Annotated in this window: 13 protein-coding genes; 7 read left to right on the plus strand and 6 right to left on the minus strand. The window is 65.2% G+C overall.

Features of this window, described 5'->3' with window-relative positions:
* The first annotated feature begins 264 nt into the window (after nucleotides 1-264).
* Nucleotides 265-906 (plus strand): carbonic anhydrase, encoded by a 642-nt coding sequence (locus DIE13_RS12895; RefSeq protein WP_124827575.1) that lies wholly within the window; start codon nucleotides 265-267, stop codon nucleotides 904-906.
* Nucleotides 907-945: 39 nt separating this feature from the next.
* Nucleotides 946-2,496 (plus strand): SulP family inorganic anion transporter, encoded by a 1,551-nt coding sequence (locus DIE13_RS12900; RefSeq protein WP_124827576.1) that lies wholly within the window; start codon nucleotides 946-948, stop codon nucleotides 2,494-2,496.
* 75 nt (nucleotides 2,497-2,571) lie between these two features.
* Here the strand turns inward: DIE13_RS12900 and DIE13_RS12905 are convergent, their stop codons facing one another.
* The 6 genes from DIE13_RS12905 to DIE13_RS12935 form a co-directional block, all read right to left on the minus strand.
* Nucleotides 2,572-4,116, minus strand: a complete 1,545-nt coding sequence (locus DIE13_RS12905; RefSeq protein WP_124827577.1) for a 2-isopropylmalate synthase — start codon at nucleotides 4,114-4,116, stop codon at nucleotides 2,572-2,574.
* A 319-nt stretch (nucleotides 4,117-4,435) separates the two neighbouring features.
* Nucleotides 4,436-5,308 (minus strand): CDP-diacylglycerol--serine O-phosphatidyltransferase, encoded by an 873-nt coding sequence (gene pssA, locus DIE13_RS12915; protein ID WP_124827578.1) that lies wholly within the window; start codon nucleotides 5,306-5,308, stop codon nucleotides 4,436-4,438.
* A gap of 14 nt (nucleotides 5,309-5,322) precedes the next feature.
* Entirely contained in the window at nucleotides 5,323-5,967 is a 645-nt protein-coding gene (locus DIE13_RS12920; protein WP_096507632.1) for a phosphatidylserine decarboxylase, read from the minus strand.
* Between the two features lie 127 nt (nucleotides 5,968-6,094).
* Complete coding sequence (gene ilvC / locus DIE13_RS12925; protein ID WP_006491032.1) at nucleotides 6,095-7,111, minus strand: ketol-acid reductoisomerase; 1,017 nt, start codon at nucleotides 7,109-7,111, stop codon at nucleotides 6,095-6,097.
* Nucleotides 7,112-7,206: 95 nt separating this feature from the next.
* On the minus strand, nucleotides 7,207-7,698 hold the full coding sequence (ilvN, locus tag DIE13_RS12930) for an acetolactate synthase small subunit (RefSeq protein WP_006750445.1): 492 nt from the start codon (nucleotides 7,696-7,698) through the stop codon (nucleotides 7,207-7,209).
* Between the two features lie 110 nt (nucleotides 7,699-7,808).
* Nucleotides 7,809-9,572, minus strand: a complete 1,764-nt coding sequence (locus tag DIE13_RS12935; protein ID WP_124827579.1) for an acetolactate synthase 3 catalytic subunit — start codon at nucleotides 9,570-9,572, stop codon at nucleotides 7,809-7,811.
* A 351-nt stretch (nucleotides 9,573-9,923) separates the two neighbouring features.
* Between DIE13_RS12935 and DIE13_RS12940 the strand changes: the two genes are divergently transcribed.
* The 5 genes from DIE13_RS12940 to DIE13_RS12960 all read left to right on the plus strand — a co-directional run bounded on the left by DIE13_RS12940 (nucleotide 9,924) and on the right by DIE13_RS12960 (nucleotide 13,423).
* The gene (locus DIE13_RS12940) at nucleotides 9,924-10,487 is read left to right on the plus strand and encodes an RNA polymerase sigma factor (protein ID WP_027784998.1); all 564 of its coding nucleotides are present in this window, start codon (nucleotides 9,924-9,926) and stop codon (nucleotides 10,485-10,487) included.
* Nucleotides 10,484-10,909, plus strand: a complete 426-nt coding sequence (locus tag DIE13_RS12945) for a DUF3619 family protein (protein ID WP_124827580.1) — start codon at nucleotides 10,484-10,486, stop codon at nucleotides 10,907-10,909. The genes DIE13_RS12940 and DIE13_RS12945 overlap by 4 nt, the downstream gene beginning before the upstream one ends.
* A gap of 27 nt (nucleotides 10,910-10,936) precedes the next feature.
* Nucleotides 10,937-11,698: a DUF3106 domain-containing protein gene (locus DIE13_RS12950; RefSeq protein WP_124827581.1), complete on the plus strand. Its 762-nt coding sequence runs from the start codon at nucleotides 10,937-10,939 to the stop codon at nucleotides 11,696-11,698.
* Between the two features lie 6 nt (nucleotides 11,699-11,704).
* Nucleotides 11,705-12,214 (plus strand): RDD family protein, encoded by a 510-nt coding sequence (locus tag DIE13_RS12955; RefSeq protein WP_124827582.1) that lies wholly within the window; start codon nucleotides 11,705-11,707, stop codon nucleotides 12,212-12,214.
* A 270-nt stretch (nucleotides 12,215-12,484) separates the two neighbouring features.
* Nucleotides 12,485-13,423, plus strand: a complete 939-nt coding sequence (locus DIE13_RS12960) for a UDP-2,3-diacylglucosamine diphosphatase (RefSeq protein ID WP_124827583.1) — start codon at nucleotides 12,485-12,487, stop codon at nucleotides 13,421-13,423.
* Nucleotides 13,424-13,453 lie beyond the last annotated feature (30 nt).

Here is a 13,453-nt window from a genome sequence, read left to right on the forward strand (position 1 = left end):
AATCCTTTCCGATCGACGCGCCATCGCGATGACGTCGGGCGGAATCCCTTACCGGACGGGAAACCGGCACGCGCGATGCATGTCATGCGTCGCCCTGGTGCATGCGACGCACCTCGACATTCCTATTTGAAACAATTTGTATCAGTGGCACCGGGTGCTAGGGCATACCCCTAATATCGGTCGGAATAAACCTTTCAGCCCCGAAAGAATTCAGCAACGCCATTTCGAGTGTCCGTTATCCGTCCTTATTTAACAGGAATCCTTATGAATCGTCCCAAGAGCATGCTGGTCGCCAACATCGCCTGGGCCCGCGAGACGCGTGAACACACGCCCGGCTTTTTCGACGCACTCGCGCGCGGCCAGAATCCGCGCGTGCTGTGGATCGGCTGCGCCGACAGCCGCGTGCCGGCAGAAACCATCACGCACTGCGCGCCGGGCGAACTGTTCGTCCATCGCAACATCGCGAACCTGTTCCATCCCGACGACGACAACGCCGCGAGCGTGCTCGAATACGCGGTGCGCGTGCTCGAGGTCGATCACGTAATCGTGTGCGGCCACTACGGCTGCGGCGGCGTACGCGCATCGCTGCTGCCGCCGCCGCCCGACCTGCCGCACGTCGCCCGCCGCATCGCGCCGCTCTGCGCGCTTGCACGACGCCATCGCGACATGCTCGACAGGCTCGACGACGCGGCGGCCGCCGACCGCCTCGCGGAGCTGAACGTGCTCGAACAAGTGAAGCTGCTGCGTGCGTCGCCGATCGTGCATGGCCGCCCCCGACCGCCTCTCGTGCACGGCTGGATCTTTTCCGTCGCCGACGGCCGCCTGACGGAGCTCGATTCCGGCTACACGGCGCCGCCGGCCGCAGCCGAACCCGGGCACACCGCCGCGGCCGTCGCATTCGGTTGACTCACGCCCTACCCCAACGCCCATGAAATCGCCCCAGCCATGAAACTGAACGAGCGCCTGTCCACCCTGCCGCGCGACATCGTCGCCGGCATCGTCGTTTTCCTCGTTGCGCTGCCGCTGTGTCTCGGCATCGCCAATGCATCCGGCGTCGAGCCGTTTGCCGGGCTGGTGTCCGGCATCGTCGGCGGGATCGTCGTCGCGCTGCTGAGCGGCTCGTCGCTGTCCGTGAGCGGGCCGGCAGCCGGCCTCGTCGTGATCGTCGTCGAAGGAATCGCACAACTCGGCAGCTTCTCCGCATTCCTGCTCGCGGTACTGCTGTCCGGCGTCATCCAGTTCGGCTTCGGCATGCTGCGCGCCGGCCGCTTCGCCGCCTACGTACCGTCACCCGTCATCAAGGGCATGCTCGCCGCGATCGGCCTGTTGCTGGTCGTGAAGCAGATTCCGTTCGCATTCGGCATCGGCGGCGCGGCCGCGCAATCGTTTGCGTCATGGCTGGATCTGCCGGCCGCATGGGCGGCCACGGCCATCGCGCTCGTGTCCGTCGCGCTGCTCGTCGCATGGGACACCCCGGCGCTCAAGCGCTTCGCATGGGCGCGTGCGGTCCCCGCGCCGCTTGCGGTCGTGTTGTTCGGCATCGGCGCGACGCTGTTGCTCGGCGCGATCGCGCCGTCGGTCGCGCCAGGCGCCGCGCATCGCGTGACGCTGCCCGAACTCGAATCGTTCGCGGCGCTCGCGGCATCGCTCAAGCACGCGGAGCTCGGCCCGAACTTCGCGCAACTCGTGAACCCGGACGTGTGGCGCGTCGCGATCACGCTTGCGGTGGTCGCGAGCCTCGAGACGCTGCTGAGCCTGGAAGCGGTCGAACAGATCGACCCGAAGCGCCGGCCGACCCAGCCGGATCGCGAGCTGAAGGCACAGGGCGTCGGCAACCTCGTCGCGGGCGCGGTCGGCGGGCTGCCGATCACGTCGGTGATCGTGCGCAGCTCGGTCAACGTGAATGCGGGTGCGCAAAGCCGGATGTCGGCGATCGTGCACGGGGTGCTGCTGCTTGCCAGCGTGTTCGCGCTCACCGGCCTGATCAACCTGATCCCGCTCGCGAGCCTCGCGGCGATCCTGATCCACACCGGCTTCAAGCTCGCGAAACCGGCGCTGTTCCGCTCGGTGCTGAAGCAGGGTCCGGCCGCGTTCGTGCCGTTCGCCGCGACGATTGCGGGCGTGCTGGCTGTCGACCTACTGTTCGGCATCGCGCTCGGCCTCGGATGCAGCGTGCTGGCGGTCGCGGTCGCGAACCTGAAAAGCCCCGTCACGCTCGCGCAGCACGACGATCACTTTCTGCTGTCGTTCCGCAAGGACGTCTCGTTCGTCGGCAAGGTGCAGGTCAAGCATCACCTGCGGCACATTCCGGACCGTGCGGCCGTGATCATCGACGCGACGCGCGCCGACTACATCGATCACGACGTGCTGGAGCTGATCGACGCATTCGTCGCGGATGCGCCGCGGCGCGCCATCGCGGTCGAATTCCGCCGCCGCAGCCCGGCACCGCGCCCGGCCGCGCGCCGCTGGCTGTTCCGCGCGCCGGCCGCAGAATGAGCGGCGCATGAAAAACGCCCCGGGAGGCGCAAGGCCGCACGGGGCGTTTCAGGCATTCAGCGCCCGACGCGCGGGTTATGAACGCTGCGGGTTGAGCTTGTCGTCCTTTGAGTGCAGCTTGTTCAGCGCGGCGATGTACGCCTTTGCGGAAGCCGCGACGATATCCGGATCGGTACCGACGCCATTCACGATGCGCCCGCTCTTCGACAACCGGACGGTCACTTCGCCCTGTGCCTGCGTGCCGGTCGTGATCGCATTCACCGAATACAGCAGCAGTTCGGACCCGCTTCCGACTTCGCTCTCGATCGCATTCAGCGTCGCATCGACCGGACCGTTGCCGCGTGCCTCGCCTGTCACTTCCTTGCCCTCGACCGCGAACACGACCTTCGCCTGCGGCTGCTCGCCGGTTTCCGAATGCTGCGACAGCGACACGAACTTGAAGTGCTCCTGCTCCTGCGCCAGCGCCGACTCTTCGGAGACGATCGCGATGATGTCCTCGTCGAAGATCTCGGCCTTGCGGTCGGCGAGATCCTTGAAGCGCATGAATGCGGCGTTCAGTTCGGTTTCGCTGTCGAGCGACACGCCGAGCTCCTGCAGACGCTGCTTGAACGCGTTGCGGCCCGACAGCTTGCCGAGCACGATCTTGTTAGCGGTCCAGCCCACGTCTTCAGCACGCATGATCTCGTAGGTGTCGCGCGCCTTCAGCACGCCGTCCTGGTGAATGCCTGACGCGTGTGCGAATGCGTTCGCCCCGACCACTGCCTTGTTCGGCTGCACGACGAAACCGGTGATCTGCGATACGAGCTTCGACGTCGGCACGATCTGCGTCGTGTCGATGCCGACCTCGAGACCGAAGTAGTCCTTGCGCGTCTTCACGGCCATCACGATTTCTTCGAGCGACGTGTTGCCCGCGCGCTCGCCGAGACCGTTGATGGTGCACTCGATCTGCCGCGCACCGCCGATCTTCACGCCGGCGAGCGAGTTCGCCACCGCCATCCCGAGGTCATTGTGGCAATGCACGGAGAAGATCGCCTTGTCCGAGTTCGGAATGCGCTCGCGCAGCGTCTTCACGAGGTTGCCGTAGAGTTCCGGCACGCCGTAGCCGACCGTGTCGGCGATGTTGATCGTCGTCGCGCCTTCGGCGATCACCGCTTCCAGCACGCGGCACAGGAAGTCGAGATCCGAGCGGCTGCCGTCTTCCGGCGAGAATTCGACGTTGTCGGTGAACTTGCGCGCGAAGCGCACCGCGAGGCGCGCCTGCTCGAACACCTGGTCGGGCGTCATCCGCAGCTTCTTCTCCATGTGCAGCGGCGACGTCGCGATGAACGTGTGGATCCGGGAGCTGTTGGCCGGCTTCAGCGCGTCGGCCGCGCGCTGGATGTCCTTGTCGTTGGCGCGCGCCAGCGAACAGATCGTGCTGTCCTTCACGAGACCGGCGATCGTGTGGATCGCGTCGAAGTCGCCGTTCGAGCTGGCCGCGAAGCCTGCCTCGATCACGTCGACCTTCATCCGCTCGAGATGCTTCGCGATGCGGATTTTCTCTTCCTTCGTCATCGACGCGCCGGGCGATTGTTCACCGTCACGCAACGTGGTATCGAAAATGATCAGCTTGTCTGTCATGGGGGACTCCAGGGCTCTTTATACGGAAATCAAACGTAATGAGATCGCGCCACCGCTGGCGACGCTCAACAACAGACGAGGCTTGACGGAGGGCGAGAACGGTCAGCGCGGCAGGCGCGCCAAAGCTAGCGCGCGTAGCGGCGCACCGGCTAGAAGGAGGGAGAGGCGGGAAAATGCAGTCATGCCGACGACTATAGCGGCATTCCGCCGGGTGCGCAATCGGACGGCACCCGGGATGCCGCGCCGCGTCATTCGAAAAAGGGGCAAATGAAAACGGCGGCCTCGAAACCGGGGCCGCCGTTGCGGGGCAGATTGCGCGTCAGTGATCGCGCTGCGACGATCGCGCGGGATTCGCGCGCCCTCGCACGGCCATGTAGGCCCAAAACACGTAGCCGGACAGCCCGTACAGCACAAACAGGCAGAACAGCATCAACGGCGGATCGGACGACACGAGCACGAACGCGACGACGACCAGCAGGATCGCCGCGAACGGTACGCGGTGCCGGACGTCGAGCGCCTTGCCGCTGTAGAACGGCGCGTTCGACACCATCGTCACGCCCGCATAGATCGTCAGCACGAACGCAACCCACGGCAGCCAGCCGAGCTTCATCGGCACGCGGTTGTCGGTCGCGAGCCACACGAAGCCGGCGATCAGCGCGGCGGCGGCCGGGCTCGGCAGCCCCTGGAAGAAGCGCTTGTCGACGACGCCGATGTTCGTATTGAAGCGCGCGAGGCGCAGCGCGGCGCCCGAGCAGTAGACGAACGCGGCAAGCCAGCCCCAGCGGCCGAGATCCTTCAGCACCCACTCGTACATCACGAGCGCGGGCGCGACGCCGAACGACACCATGTCCGACAGGCTGTCGAACTGCTCGCCGAACGCGCTTTGCGTATGCGTCATCCGCGCGACGCGCCCGTCCATCCCGTCGAGCACCATTGCGACGAAGATCGCGATCGCGGCGATCTCGAAACGCACGTTCATCGCCTGCACGACCGCGAAGAAGCCGCAGAACAGCGCAGCGGTCGTGAACGCGTTCGGCAGCAGGTAGATACCGCGCGTCTTCAGGAACCGCTGGCGCGCGGCACGGCGGCTTTCGCTGGGCACCGGATCGGGCGCCATCACCTTGTTGCGGCGGAACGGGCGCGGGGTCTGGTTGGCGCCGTTGCGCGGCCGGCGCGGTTTGAATGCGGCCATCGTGCGTCCGCCGCTTACTGTTCGAGCTCGGCGAGGATCGTCGACGACGCGTAGACCTTCTCGCCGATCGACACCTTCGCGCGGCTGCCGAGCGGCAGATACACGTCGACGCGCGAACCGAAGCGGATGAAACCGTAGCGCTGGCCGCGCGACAGCGGCTCGCCCGCGCGCACGTAGCAGAGGATCCGGCGAGCAACGAGGCCGGCGATCTGCACGGCGGTGACGGTCTTGCCGCTCGCCGTCTGGATCACGACCGCATTGCGTTCGTTCTCGGTCGACGCCTTGTCGATCGCCGCGTTCAGGAACGCGCCCGGGAAGTACTCGACCTTCGAGATCGCGCCATCGACCGGCGAACGCTGCGAATGGACGTTGAAGACATTCATGAACACGCTGATCTTCAGCGCTTCGCGGTTCGCGTACGGGTCCTGCGTGGTCTCGACCGCGACGATGCGGCCGTCCGCCGGGCACAGCACCGCATTCGGCTGCGCCGGAATCGGGCGCTGCGGATCACGGAAGAACTGGACGACGAAGACGAGCAGCAGCCAGAACGGCCACGCGAAGCCGAAGCCCCCGACGGCGTGGATCAACAACGCGAGGACGGCTGCGATCGCGATGAACGGCCAGCCTTCGCGCGCGATGATCGGATGAGGATAGTTCATGGGTTCGTTCGGTGTTCGGTGAATTGCAAAGCCCGTAGGATAGCAAAAGCCGCCCGGGGCACTGCTGCCTTCGGGCGGCTTTTTGATACCGACCCTCCACTCGAAGGGCCGGAACAGCTCGCGATGCTTAGTTCTTCGTCTGGTCGACGAGCTTGTTCTTCGCGATCCACGGCATCATCGCGCGCAGCTTCGCACCGACCTGCTCGATCTGGTGCTCGGCCGTCAGGCGGCGGCGCGACTGCAGCGTCGGGGCACCGGCCTTGTTCTCAAGGATGAAGCTCTTTGCGTACTCGCCCGTCTGGATGTCGGTCAGGCACTGCTTCATCGCCTTCTTCGTCTCTTCCGTGACGATGCGCGGGCCCGTCACATACTCGCCGTACTCGGCGTTGTTCGAGATCGAGTAGTTCATGTTCGCGATGCCGCCTTCGTAGATCAGGTCGACGATCAGCTTCAGCTCGTGCAGGCACTCGAAGTACGCCATTTCCGGCGCGTAACCCGCTTCGACCAGCGTTTCGAAACCAGCCTTGATCAGCTCGACGGTACCGCCGCACAGCACGGCCTGCTCGCCGAACAGGTCGGTTTCGGTCTCTTCACGGAAGTTCGTCTCGATGATGCCGGCACGGCCGCCGCCGTTCGCTGCCGCGTACGACAGCGCGATGTCGCGTGCCGCGCCCGACTTGTTCTGTGCAACCGCGATCAGGTGCGGCACGCCGCCACCTTGCGAGTACGTGCCGCGCACGGTGTGGCCCGGCGCCTTCGGCGCGATCATGATCACGTCGAGGTCGGCGCGCGGGATCACTGCGCCGTAGTGGACGTTGAAGCCGTGTGCGAATGCCAGTGCGGCGCCCTGCTTGATGTTCGCGTGCACTTCCTTCGCGTACACGTCGGCGATCTGCTCGTCCGGCAGCAGCATCATGACGACGTCCGCGCCCTTCACCGCTTCCGCGACTTCCTTGACCGACAGGCCTGCGTTCTCGGCCTTGCTCCACGACGCGCCGCCCTTGCGAAGGCCGACCGTCACGTTCACGCCGCTGTCCTTCAGGTTCAGTGCGTGTGCATGGCCTTGCGAGCCGTAGCCGATGATCGTGACTTGCTTGCCCTTGATGAGGGAGAGGTCAGCGTCTTTGTCGTAGAAAACGTTCATGATGGTTCCTTCGCTAATTCAAAAAATTCAACAATTCGTTCGGATTGGTACTGCGGGCCGGGACATGACGGCGCACCCGGCGTGCCTTTTCGGCATCACACCTTCAGGATGCGCTCGCCGCGTCCGATGCCTGAGCTGCCGGTACGCACGGTCTCCAGGATCGCGCTCGCGTCCAGCCCCTGGATGAATGCGTCGAGCTTGTCGCTCGCGCCCGTCAATTCGATCGTGTAGGTCTTTTCGGTCACGTCGATGATGCGGCCGCGGAAAATATCCGACATCCGCTTCATTTCTTCGCGCTCCTTGCCCACTGCACGTACCTTGATCAGCATCAGCTCGCGTTCGATGTGTGCACCGTCGGTCAGGTCCACCACTTTCACCACCTCGATCAGGCGGTTCAGATGCTTCGTGATCTGTTCGATCACGTCGTCCGAGCCAATGGAAACGATGGTGAGCCGCGACAGCGATTGGTCTTCGGTCGGCGCCACCGTCAAGGTTTCGATGTTGTAGCCGCGTGCGGAAAACAGACCGACCACGCGCGACAGCGCGCCCGGTTCGTTTTCCAGCAGGACGGAAATGATGTGTCTCATGTTCGCTTCTTCCAGAATGTGCCGTGTCGATTCACACGCGCCGCGCGCCGCCCGATGCCGCACCGCCCTTCGTGAAGGCGGCCGCGCGGGCCCGGGCGCGCGTCGCGCCGTTACAGATCTTCCGATCCGAGCAGCATCTCGGTGATGCCCTTGCCGGCCTGTACCATCGGCCAGACGTTTTCGGTCGGATCGGTCTGGAAGTCGAGAAACACGGTGCGGTCCTTCAGGCGCAGCGCCTCCTTCAGCGCCGGCTCCACATCCGAAGTCTTTTCGATCCGCATGCCGACGTGGCCGTACGCTTCGGCGAGCTTCACGAAATCAGGCAGCGCATCCATGTACGAATGCGAATAGCGCTTGCTGTATTCGATCTGCTGCCACTGGCGAACCATGCCGAGATAGCGGTTGTTCAGCGAAATGATCTTCACGGGCGTGTCGTACTGCAGGCAGGTCGACAGTTCCTGGATGCACATCTGGATCGAGCCTTCGCCCGTGATGCACAGCACGTCGTCGTCCGGGTGCGCCATCTTGACGCCCATCGCTGCCGGCAGGCCGAAGCCCATCGTGCCGAGGCCGCCGGAGTTGATCCAGCGACGCGGCTTGTTGAAACGGTAGAACTGCGCGGCCCACATCTGGTGCTGGCCGACGTCCGAGCACACGAACGCATTGCCGTCCGTCAGCTCCCACGCCTTCTCGACCACGTACTGCGGCTTGATGATCTCGCTGTCGCGGTCGAACTTCAGGCAGTCCTTCGCACGCCAGCCTTCGATGTCCTTCCACCATTGCGCGAGCGCCTCGGTGTCGGGGCCATGCTCGGCCGTCTGCAGTTGCTCGATCAGTTCCTTCAGCACTTCCTTCACGTCGCCGACGATCGGGATGTCGACCTTCACACGCTTCGAGATCGACGACGGGTCGATGTCGATGTGGATGATCTTGCGCGGACGCGACGCGAAGTGCGCCGGATCGCCGATCACGCGGTCGTCGAAGCGTGCGCCGATCGCGATCAGCACGTCACAGTGCTGCATCGCCATGTTCGCTTCGTAGGTGCCGTGCATGCCGAGCATGCCGAGGAATTTCTTGTCCGACGCGCGATAGCCGCCGAGGCCCATCAGCGTGTTCGTGACCGGGTAGCCGAGCAGGTCGGCGAACTGGTTCAGTTCGCGTGCCGCGTCGGCGAGGATGATGCCGCCACCCGTGTAGATGTACGGACGCTGCGCCGACAGCAGCAGCGACACGGCCTTGCGGATCTGGCCCGAATGACCTTTCGTGACCGGGTTGTACGAACGCAGCGACACGCTCTTGACCGGTTCGTACTGGCACGGCGTCTTGGAGATGTCTTTCGGGATGTCGATCAGCACCGGGCCGGGACGGCCGGTACGGGCGATGTAGAACGCTTTCTTGACGGTTTCCGCGAGGTCGCGCACGTCCTTCACGAGGAAGTTGTGCTTCACGCACGGACGCGTGATGCCGACCGTATCGCATTCCTGGAATGCGTCCTGGCCGATCGCGGCAGTCGGCACCTGGCCGCTGATCACGACCATCGGGATCGAATCCATGTAGGCCGTCGCGATGCCGGTCACCGCATTGGTGACACCCGGGCCGGACGTCACGAGACAGACGCCGACGTTGCCGGTGGAGCGCGCATACGCATCGGCTGCGTGCACGGCCGCCTGTTCGTGGCGCACCAGCACGTGCTGAATCTTGTCCTGCTTGTAAAGCTCGTCGTAGATGTAAAGTACCGAGCCGCCGGGGTAGCCCCAGATGAATTCGACGTTCTCGTCGGCCAGTGCCTTCATGAGCACGGTGCCGCCAATGGAGTCGCTATCGGGAGGGGAAAGGGGTTCCGACGTGGAGAATTCCGCGCTGGGCATGTTCATTTTGACCTTTCGAATTTTCGGCAAAAAATTGATCGGGTGCTCTCTGCCGGGCTTGTGGCTCGGGTTCAAGCGGCGCGTCCAGTTGAAGGGCGGGCTTCTTGGGCCAGCCTCAAATGAGACCATCACTTCATGTTGCGAATCGTTGACGATAGCGGGTCATGATGGGGCCGTCAAGCAAAATATCCCGCAGCGCATCATGCGCCCCATCGCACGGCCGGCCGACGCGGCTCGCGCGCAACGCAGCGCGCCGTCACCGGTGCCAAGTCACGCGAAAATTTGTTAGCATCCGCGGGTTTTACGAAATTTTTCGACCTTTCACACGCCGCAGTCCGCAGCGCATACCTTTACGGAATGGCATCAGACAAGGAACTCGCCGACTTTCTGGCGGGCGTCGAAAGGCGCGCGTTCAAGCAGGCTGCGTACGCCGTGCGTGACGACGATGCGTCGCTCGACATCGTCCAGGACGCGATGATCAAGCTGGCGGAGAAGTACGGCGACCGGCCGGCGGCCGAACTGCCGCTGCTGTTCCAGCGGATCCTGCAGAACGCGATCCACGACTGGTTCCGCCGGCAGAAGGTCCGCAATACCTGGGTCACGCTCTTCTCGTCGCTGAACAACACCGACGACGACGACTTCGATCCACTGGAAACGCTCGAATCCGCGGACGACAATGCAGGTGTCGAGAGTAGCGAGCACCGCCTCGAACGCGAGCAGGTTCTGGCCCTGATCGACGAAGAAATCCAGAAACTTCCGACGCGTCAACGGGAAGCGTTCCTGATGCGTTATTGGGAAGATATGGATGTCGCCGAGACTGCCGCCGCAATGGGGTGCTCCGAAGGCAGCGTCAAGACGCACTGCTCGCGAGCTACCCACACCCTGGCGCAAGCGCTCAAGGCCAAAGGAATCACGCTATGAGCTCCGCTCCCGTAAATCGAGAACATGAATTCGCGCTGAAGGTTCGCCGCGCGCTGGACGAACGTGCCGCGGCGCTGCCTGCCGCGACCTCCGACCGTCTGGCCGCCGCGCGCCGGGCCGCGCTCGCGCGCAAGAAGCCCGAAGCCGCGACCGCGCCGGTGTTCGTGCCCGCCTTCGCCGGCGCGGCCGGCGCATACGGCACGCCGCCCGCGAGCCGCCCGCCGGCGTCGTTTGCGCGCCGCCTGCTGCGCGCATGGCCGCTCGCGCTGCTGCTCGCGGGACTCGTCGGTATCGCGTACTGGGAAGACATGCAGCGGACCGCGGAACTCGCCGACATCGACGCGGCGATGCTCAGCGACGACCTGCCGCTGAACGCGTACCTCGATCACGGGTTCAACGCGTATCTTTCGCACGCACGCTAACAGACAATAAACGAGGGGATCGCACGGGTGAGTCAGAAGCGCGGCCTGGCCGTATTTTTCGGATGCGTGATCGCGATCGCCGTTTCCTACGTCGCCACCTATTCGCGATTCAACCCGCCCCCCGCGACGGTCTCCGCCGCGGCCAGCAGCGCACCCGCGCCGACCTCGGCAGCCACCGGGCTGACCACCGAACTCCCGCAACTGCCCCTGCCGCTGCCGGCCGCCAACGGTCCGCTGTCGTGGGCGCGCCTGACGCCCGCGCAGCATGCTGCGCTCGCGCCGTTCGCCGATCAATGGGACGGCTTCAGCGATGCCCGCAAGCGGAAATGGCTGAAGATCGCATCGCGTTTCGCGAAATTGACACCTGATGCGCAAAAGCGCCTGCAGGACCGGATGTCCGAGTGGGCGCGGATGACGCCCGAGCAGCGACGCGTCGCGCGCGAGAACTACCAGAGCGCGAAGGAACTGTCCGCGCAGGCGCGCGAGCGCGCGTGGAAGGCCTATCAGCAACTGCCCGAAGAACAGAAGGAACGCCTCGCGGCGGCCGAGCGCCGCCGCCGGCCGAGCGTCGTCAGTGCGCCGCCGACCGTCGCCGACCGCGACGTGCGCCGCCTCGTCAATTCGCACGAGCATCCGGCCAGCAATCCGGCACCGGCGCCCGCACCCGCGTCGGCCGGTGCAGGCGCGTCGCCTGCCGCCGCATCGTCCACGTCGGGGGCCGCCCCGGCGCCGGCCGCCGTCACGCCCGTGTCGCCCGCCGACGCGCCGTCGTTCTTCAAGGGTTCCTGAGCGGCCGTGGCGAACGCCCCCGCGCCCCAGGCCCCGGCCGTCGCCACGCCGTCCGTGCGGCGGCGCCTCGCGGCGCTGCTGTACGAAGCCGTGCTGCTGTTCGGCGTCGTGTTCTTCGCGGGGCTCGCGTTCGGTCTCGCGACTCAGCAGCGCAACGGCCTCGTTCATCACAACCTTCTCGCCGCATGGATCGCGCTCGTCGTCGGCGCGTATTTCGTCTGGTTCTGGACCCACGGCGGTCAGACGCTGCCGATGAAGACGTGGCGACTGCGGCTCGAGTCGTCGAGCGGCCGGCCGCTGAATGCCGTTCACGCGCTCGTCCGCTATGCGCTCGGCTGGCTGTGGTTCCTGCCGCCGCTCGCGCTGCACCCGCTGCTCGGCCTGTCGGTGCCCGTCACGCTCGCGCTCACCGCCGCATGGATTGCTGCGTGGGCCGGCGCGGCCCGCCTGCACGGCGATCGCCAGTTCCCGCACGACCGTATCGCCCGTACGCGCATCGTCGCCATTCCGCGCTGACCTGCTCACGCGCCGACGCATCGCGCACCCCGCACCGCTGCGGCCGCCGACGCGCATCCATCTGCAGACAACCCGCGAAAATGCCTGCGCGGCCGCCCCGCGCGCCTTGCCCGTCAATGAAAAATCCGTCGGTTCGGCAGGTTACGCAACGTTTCAGCATTCACTGCTAAACATGCCGCAACGGCGGTAATAAGAACGTCTCGTGACTGTCACGGCACAGTCACACCCGCATGGCGCAATGCCTGTACTGTCAACCGGCGCGAGTCATGCATGGGCCAGAAAACGTCCGCGACCTCCCTGTTCCGTCAACCGCTCGGCGCCCGCGCCGCCACCGCCTTCCTGTCCGGATCGGCCACAACCGACGCGCTGCCGTCGGATGAGTCCCCTGCCGTGCATGCCACGCGGCACGACGACCCCGACTCGTCCACCCATCGCTACCGCACCATCTGGCTGTCCGACATCCATCTCGGTTCGAGCGGCTGCCAGGCGCCGTACCTGCTCGACTTCCTGCGCCACAACGATTCGGAATACCTGTACCTGGTCGGCGACATCATCGACGGCTGGCAACTGAAGAAGGGCTGGTACTGGCCGCAGGCGCACAACGACGTCGTGCAGAAGATCCTGCGCAAGGCGCGCAAGGGTACCCAGGTCGTCTACATCCCCGGCAATCACGACGAAGGCGCACGCCAGTTCTGCGACCTCGCGTTCGGCGACATCCACGTGCGCGGCGAGGCATTTCACACGACGCTCGCCGGCAAGCGTTTGTGGATCGTGCACGGCGACCTGTTCGACGGCGTGATCCAGCACGCCAAATGGCTCGCGTACCTCGGCGACACGCTCTATACGCTGATCCTCGTGCTGAACCGCTGGTTCAACCGGATCCGCAGCCGCCTCGGCTTCCAGTACTGGTCGCTGTCGCAGTACCTGAAGCACCAGGTAAAGAACGCGGTCAACTTCATCTCGCAGTTCGAGACCGTGATGACCGACGAAGCGCGCCGCCGCGGCTGCGACGGCGTCGTGTGCGGACACATCCACAAGGCGGAGATCCGCGATATCGACGGCGTGCTGTACTGCAACGACGGCGACTGGGTCGAAAGCCTTTCCGCGCTCGTCGAAACGATGGAAGGCGAACTGAAGATCGTCTACTGGACAGCGTTGCACACCGCGCCGACCGCAGCCCCGTCGCGCAAAGCCAAGGCCACCGCCTGACACAACCCCACTTACAGGACACATGCCACG

It is taken from the genome of Burkholderia sp. Bp9016, assembly GCF_003857765.1.
Classification (GTDB): domain Bacteria; phylum Pseudomonadota; class Gammaproteobacteria; order Burkholderiales; family Burkholderiaceae; genus Burkholderia.

Excerpts from the sequence above, each read along its gene's own strand:
- DIE13_RS12920 (WP_096507632.1), bottom strand. The coding sequence starts at position 5,967 with ATGAACTATCCTCATCCGATCATCGCGCGCGAAGGCTGGCCGTTCATC.
- ilvC (WP_006491032.1), bottom strand. The coding sequence starts at position 7,111 with ATGAACGTTTTCTACGACAAAGACGCTGACCTCTCCCTCATCAAGGGC.
- DIE13_RS12945 (WP_124827580.1), top strand. The coding sequence starts at position 10,484 with ATGAGCTCCGCTCCCGTAAATCGAGAACATGAATTCGCGCTGAAGGTT.
- DIE13_RS12935 (WP_124827579.1), bottom strand. The coding sequence starts at position 9,572 with ATGAACATGCCCAGCGCGGAATTCTCCACGTCGGAACCCCTTTCCCCT.
- DIE13_RS12940 (WP_027784998.1), top strand. The coding sequence starts at position 9,924 with ATGGCATCAGACAAGGAACTCGCCGACTTTCTGGCGGGCGTCGAAAGG.
- ilvN (WP_006750445.1), bottom strand. The coding sequence starts at position 7,698 with ATGAGACACATCATTTCCGTCCTGCTGGAAAACGAACCGGGCGCGCTG.
- DIE13_RS12960 (WP_124827583.1), top strand. The coding sequence starts at position 12,485 with ATGGGCCAGAAAACGTCCGCGACCTCCCTGTTCCGTCAACCGCTCGGC.
- DIE13_RS12900 (WP_124827576.1), top strand. The coding sequence starts at position 946 with ATGAAACTGAACGAGCGCCTGTCCACCCTGCCGCGCGACATCGTCGCC.
- pssA (WP_124827578.1), bottom strand. The coding sequence starts at position 5,308 with ATGGCCGCATTCAAACCGCGCCGGCCGCGCAACGGCGCCAACCAGACC.
- DIE13_RS12905 (WP_124827577.1), bottom strand. The coding sequence starts at position 4,116 with ATGACAGACAAGCTGATCATTTTCGATACCACGTTGCGTGACGGTGAA.
- DIE13_RS12895 (WP_124827575.1), top strand. The coding sequence starts at position 265 with ATGAATCGTCCCAAGAGCATGCTGGTCGCCAACATCGCCTGGGCCCGC.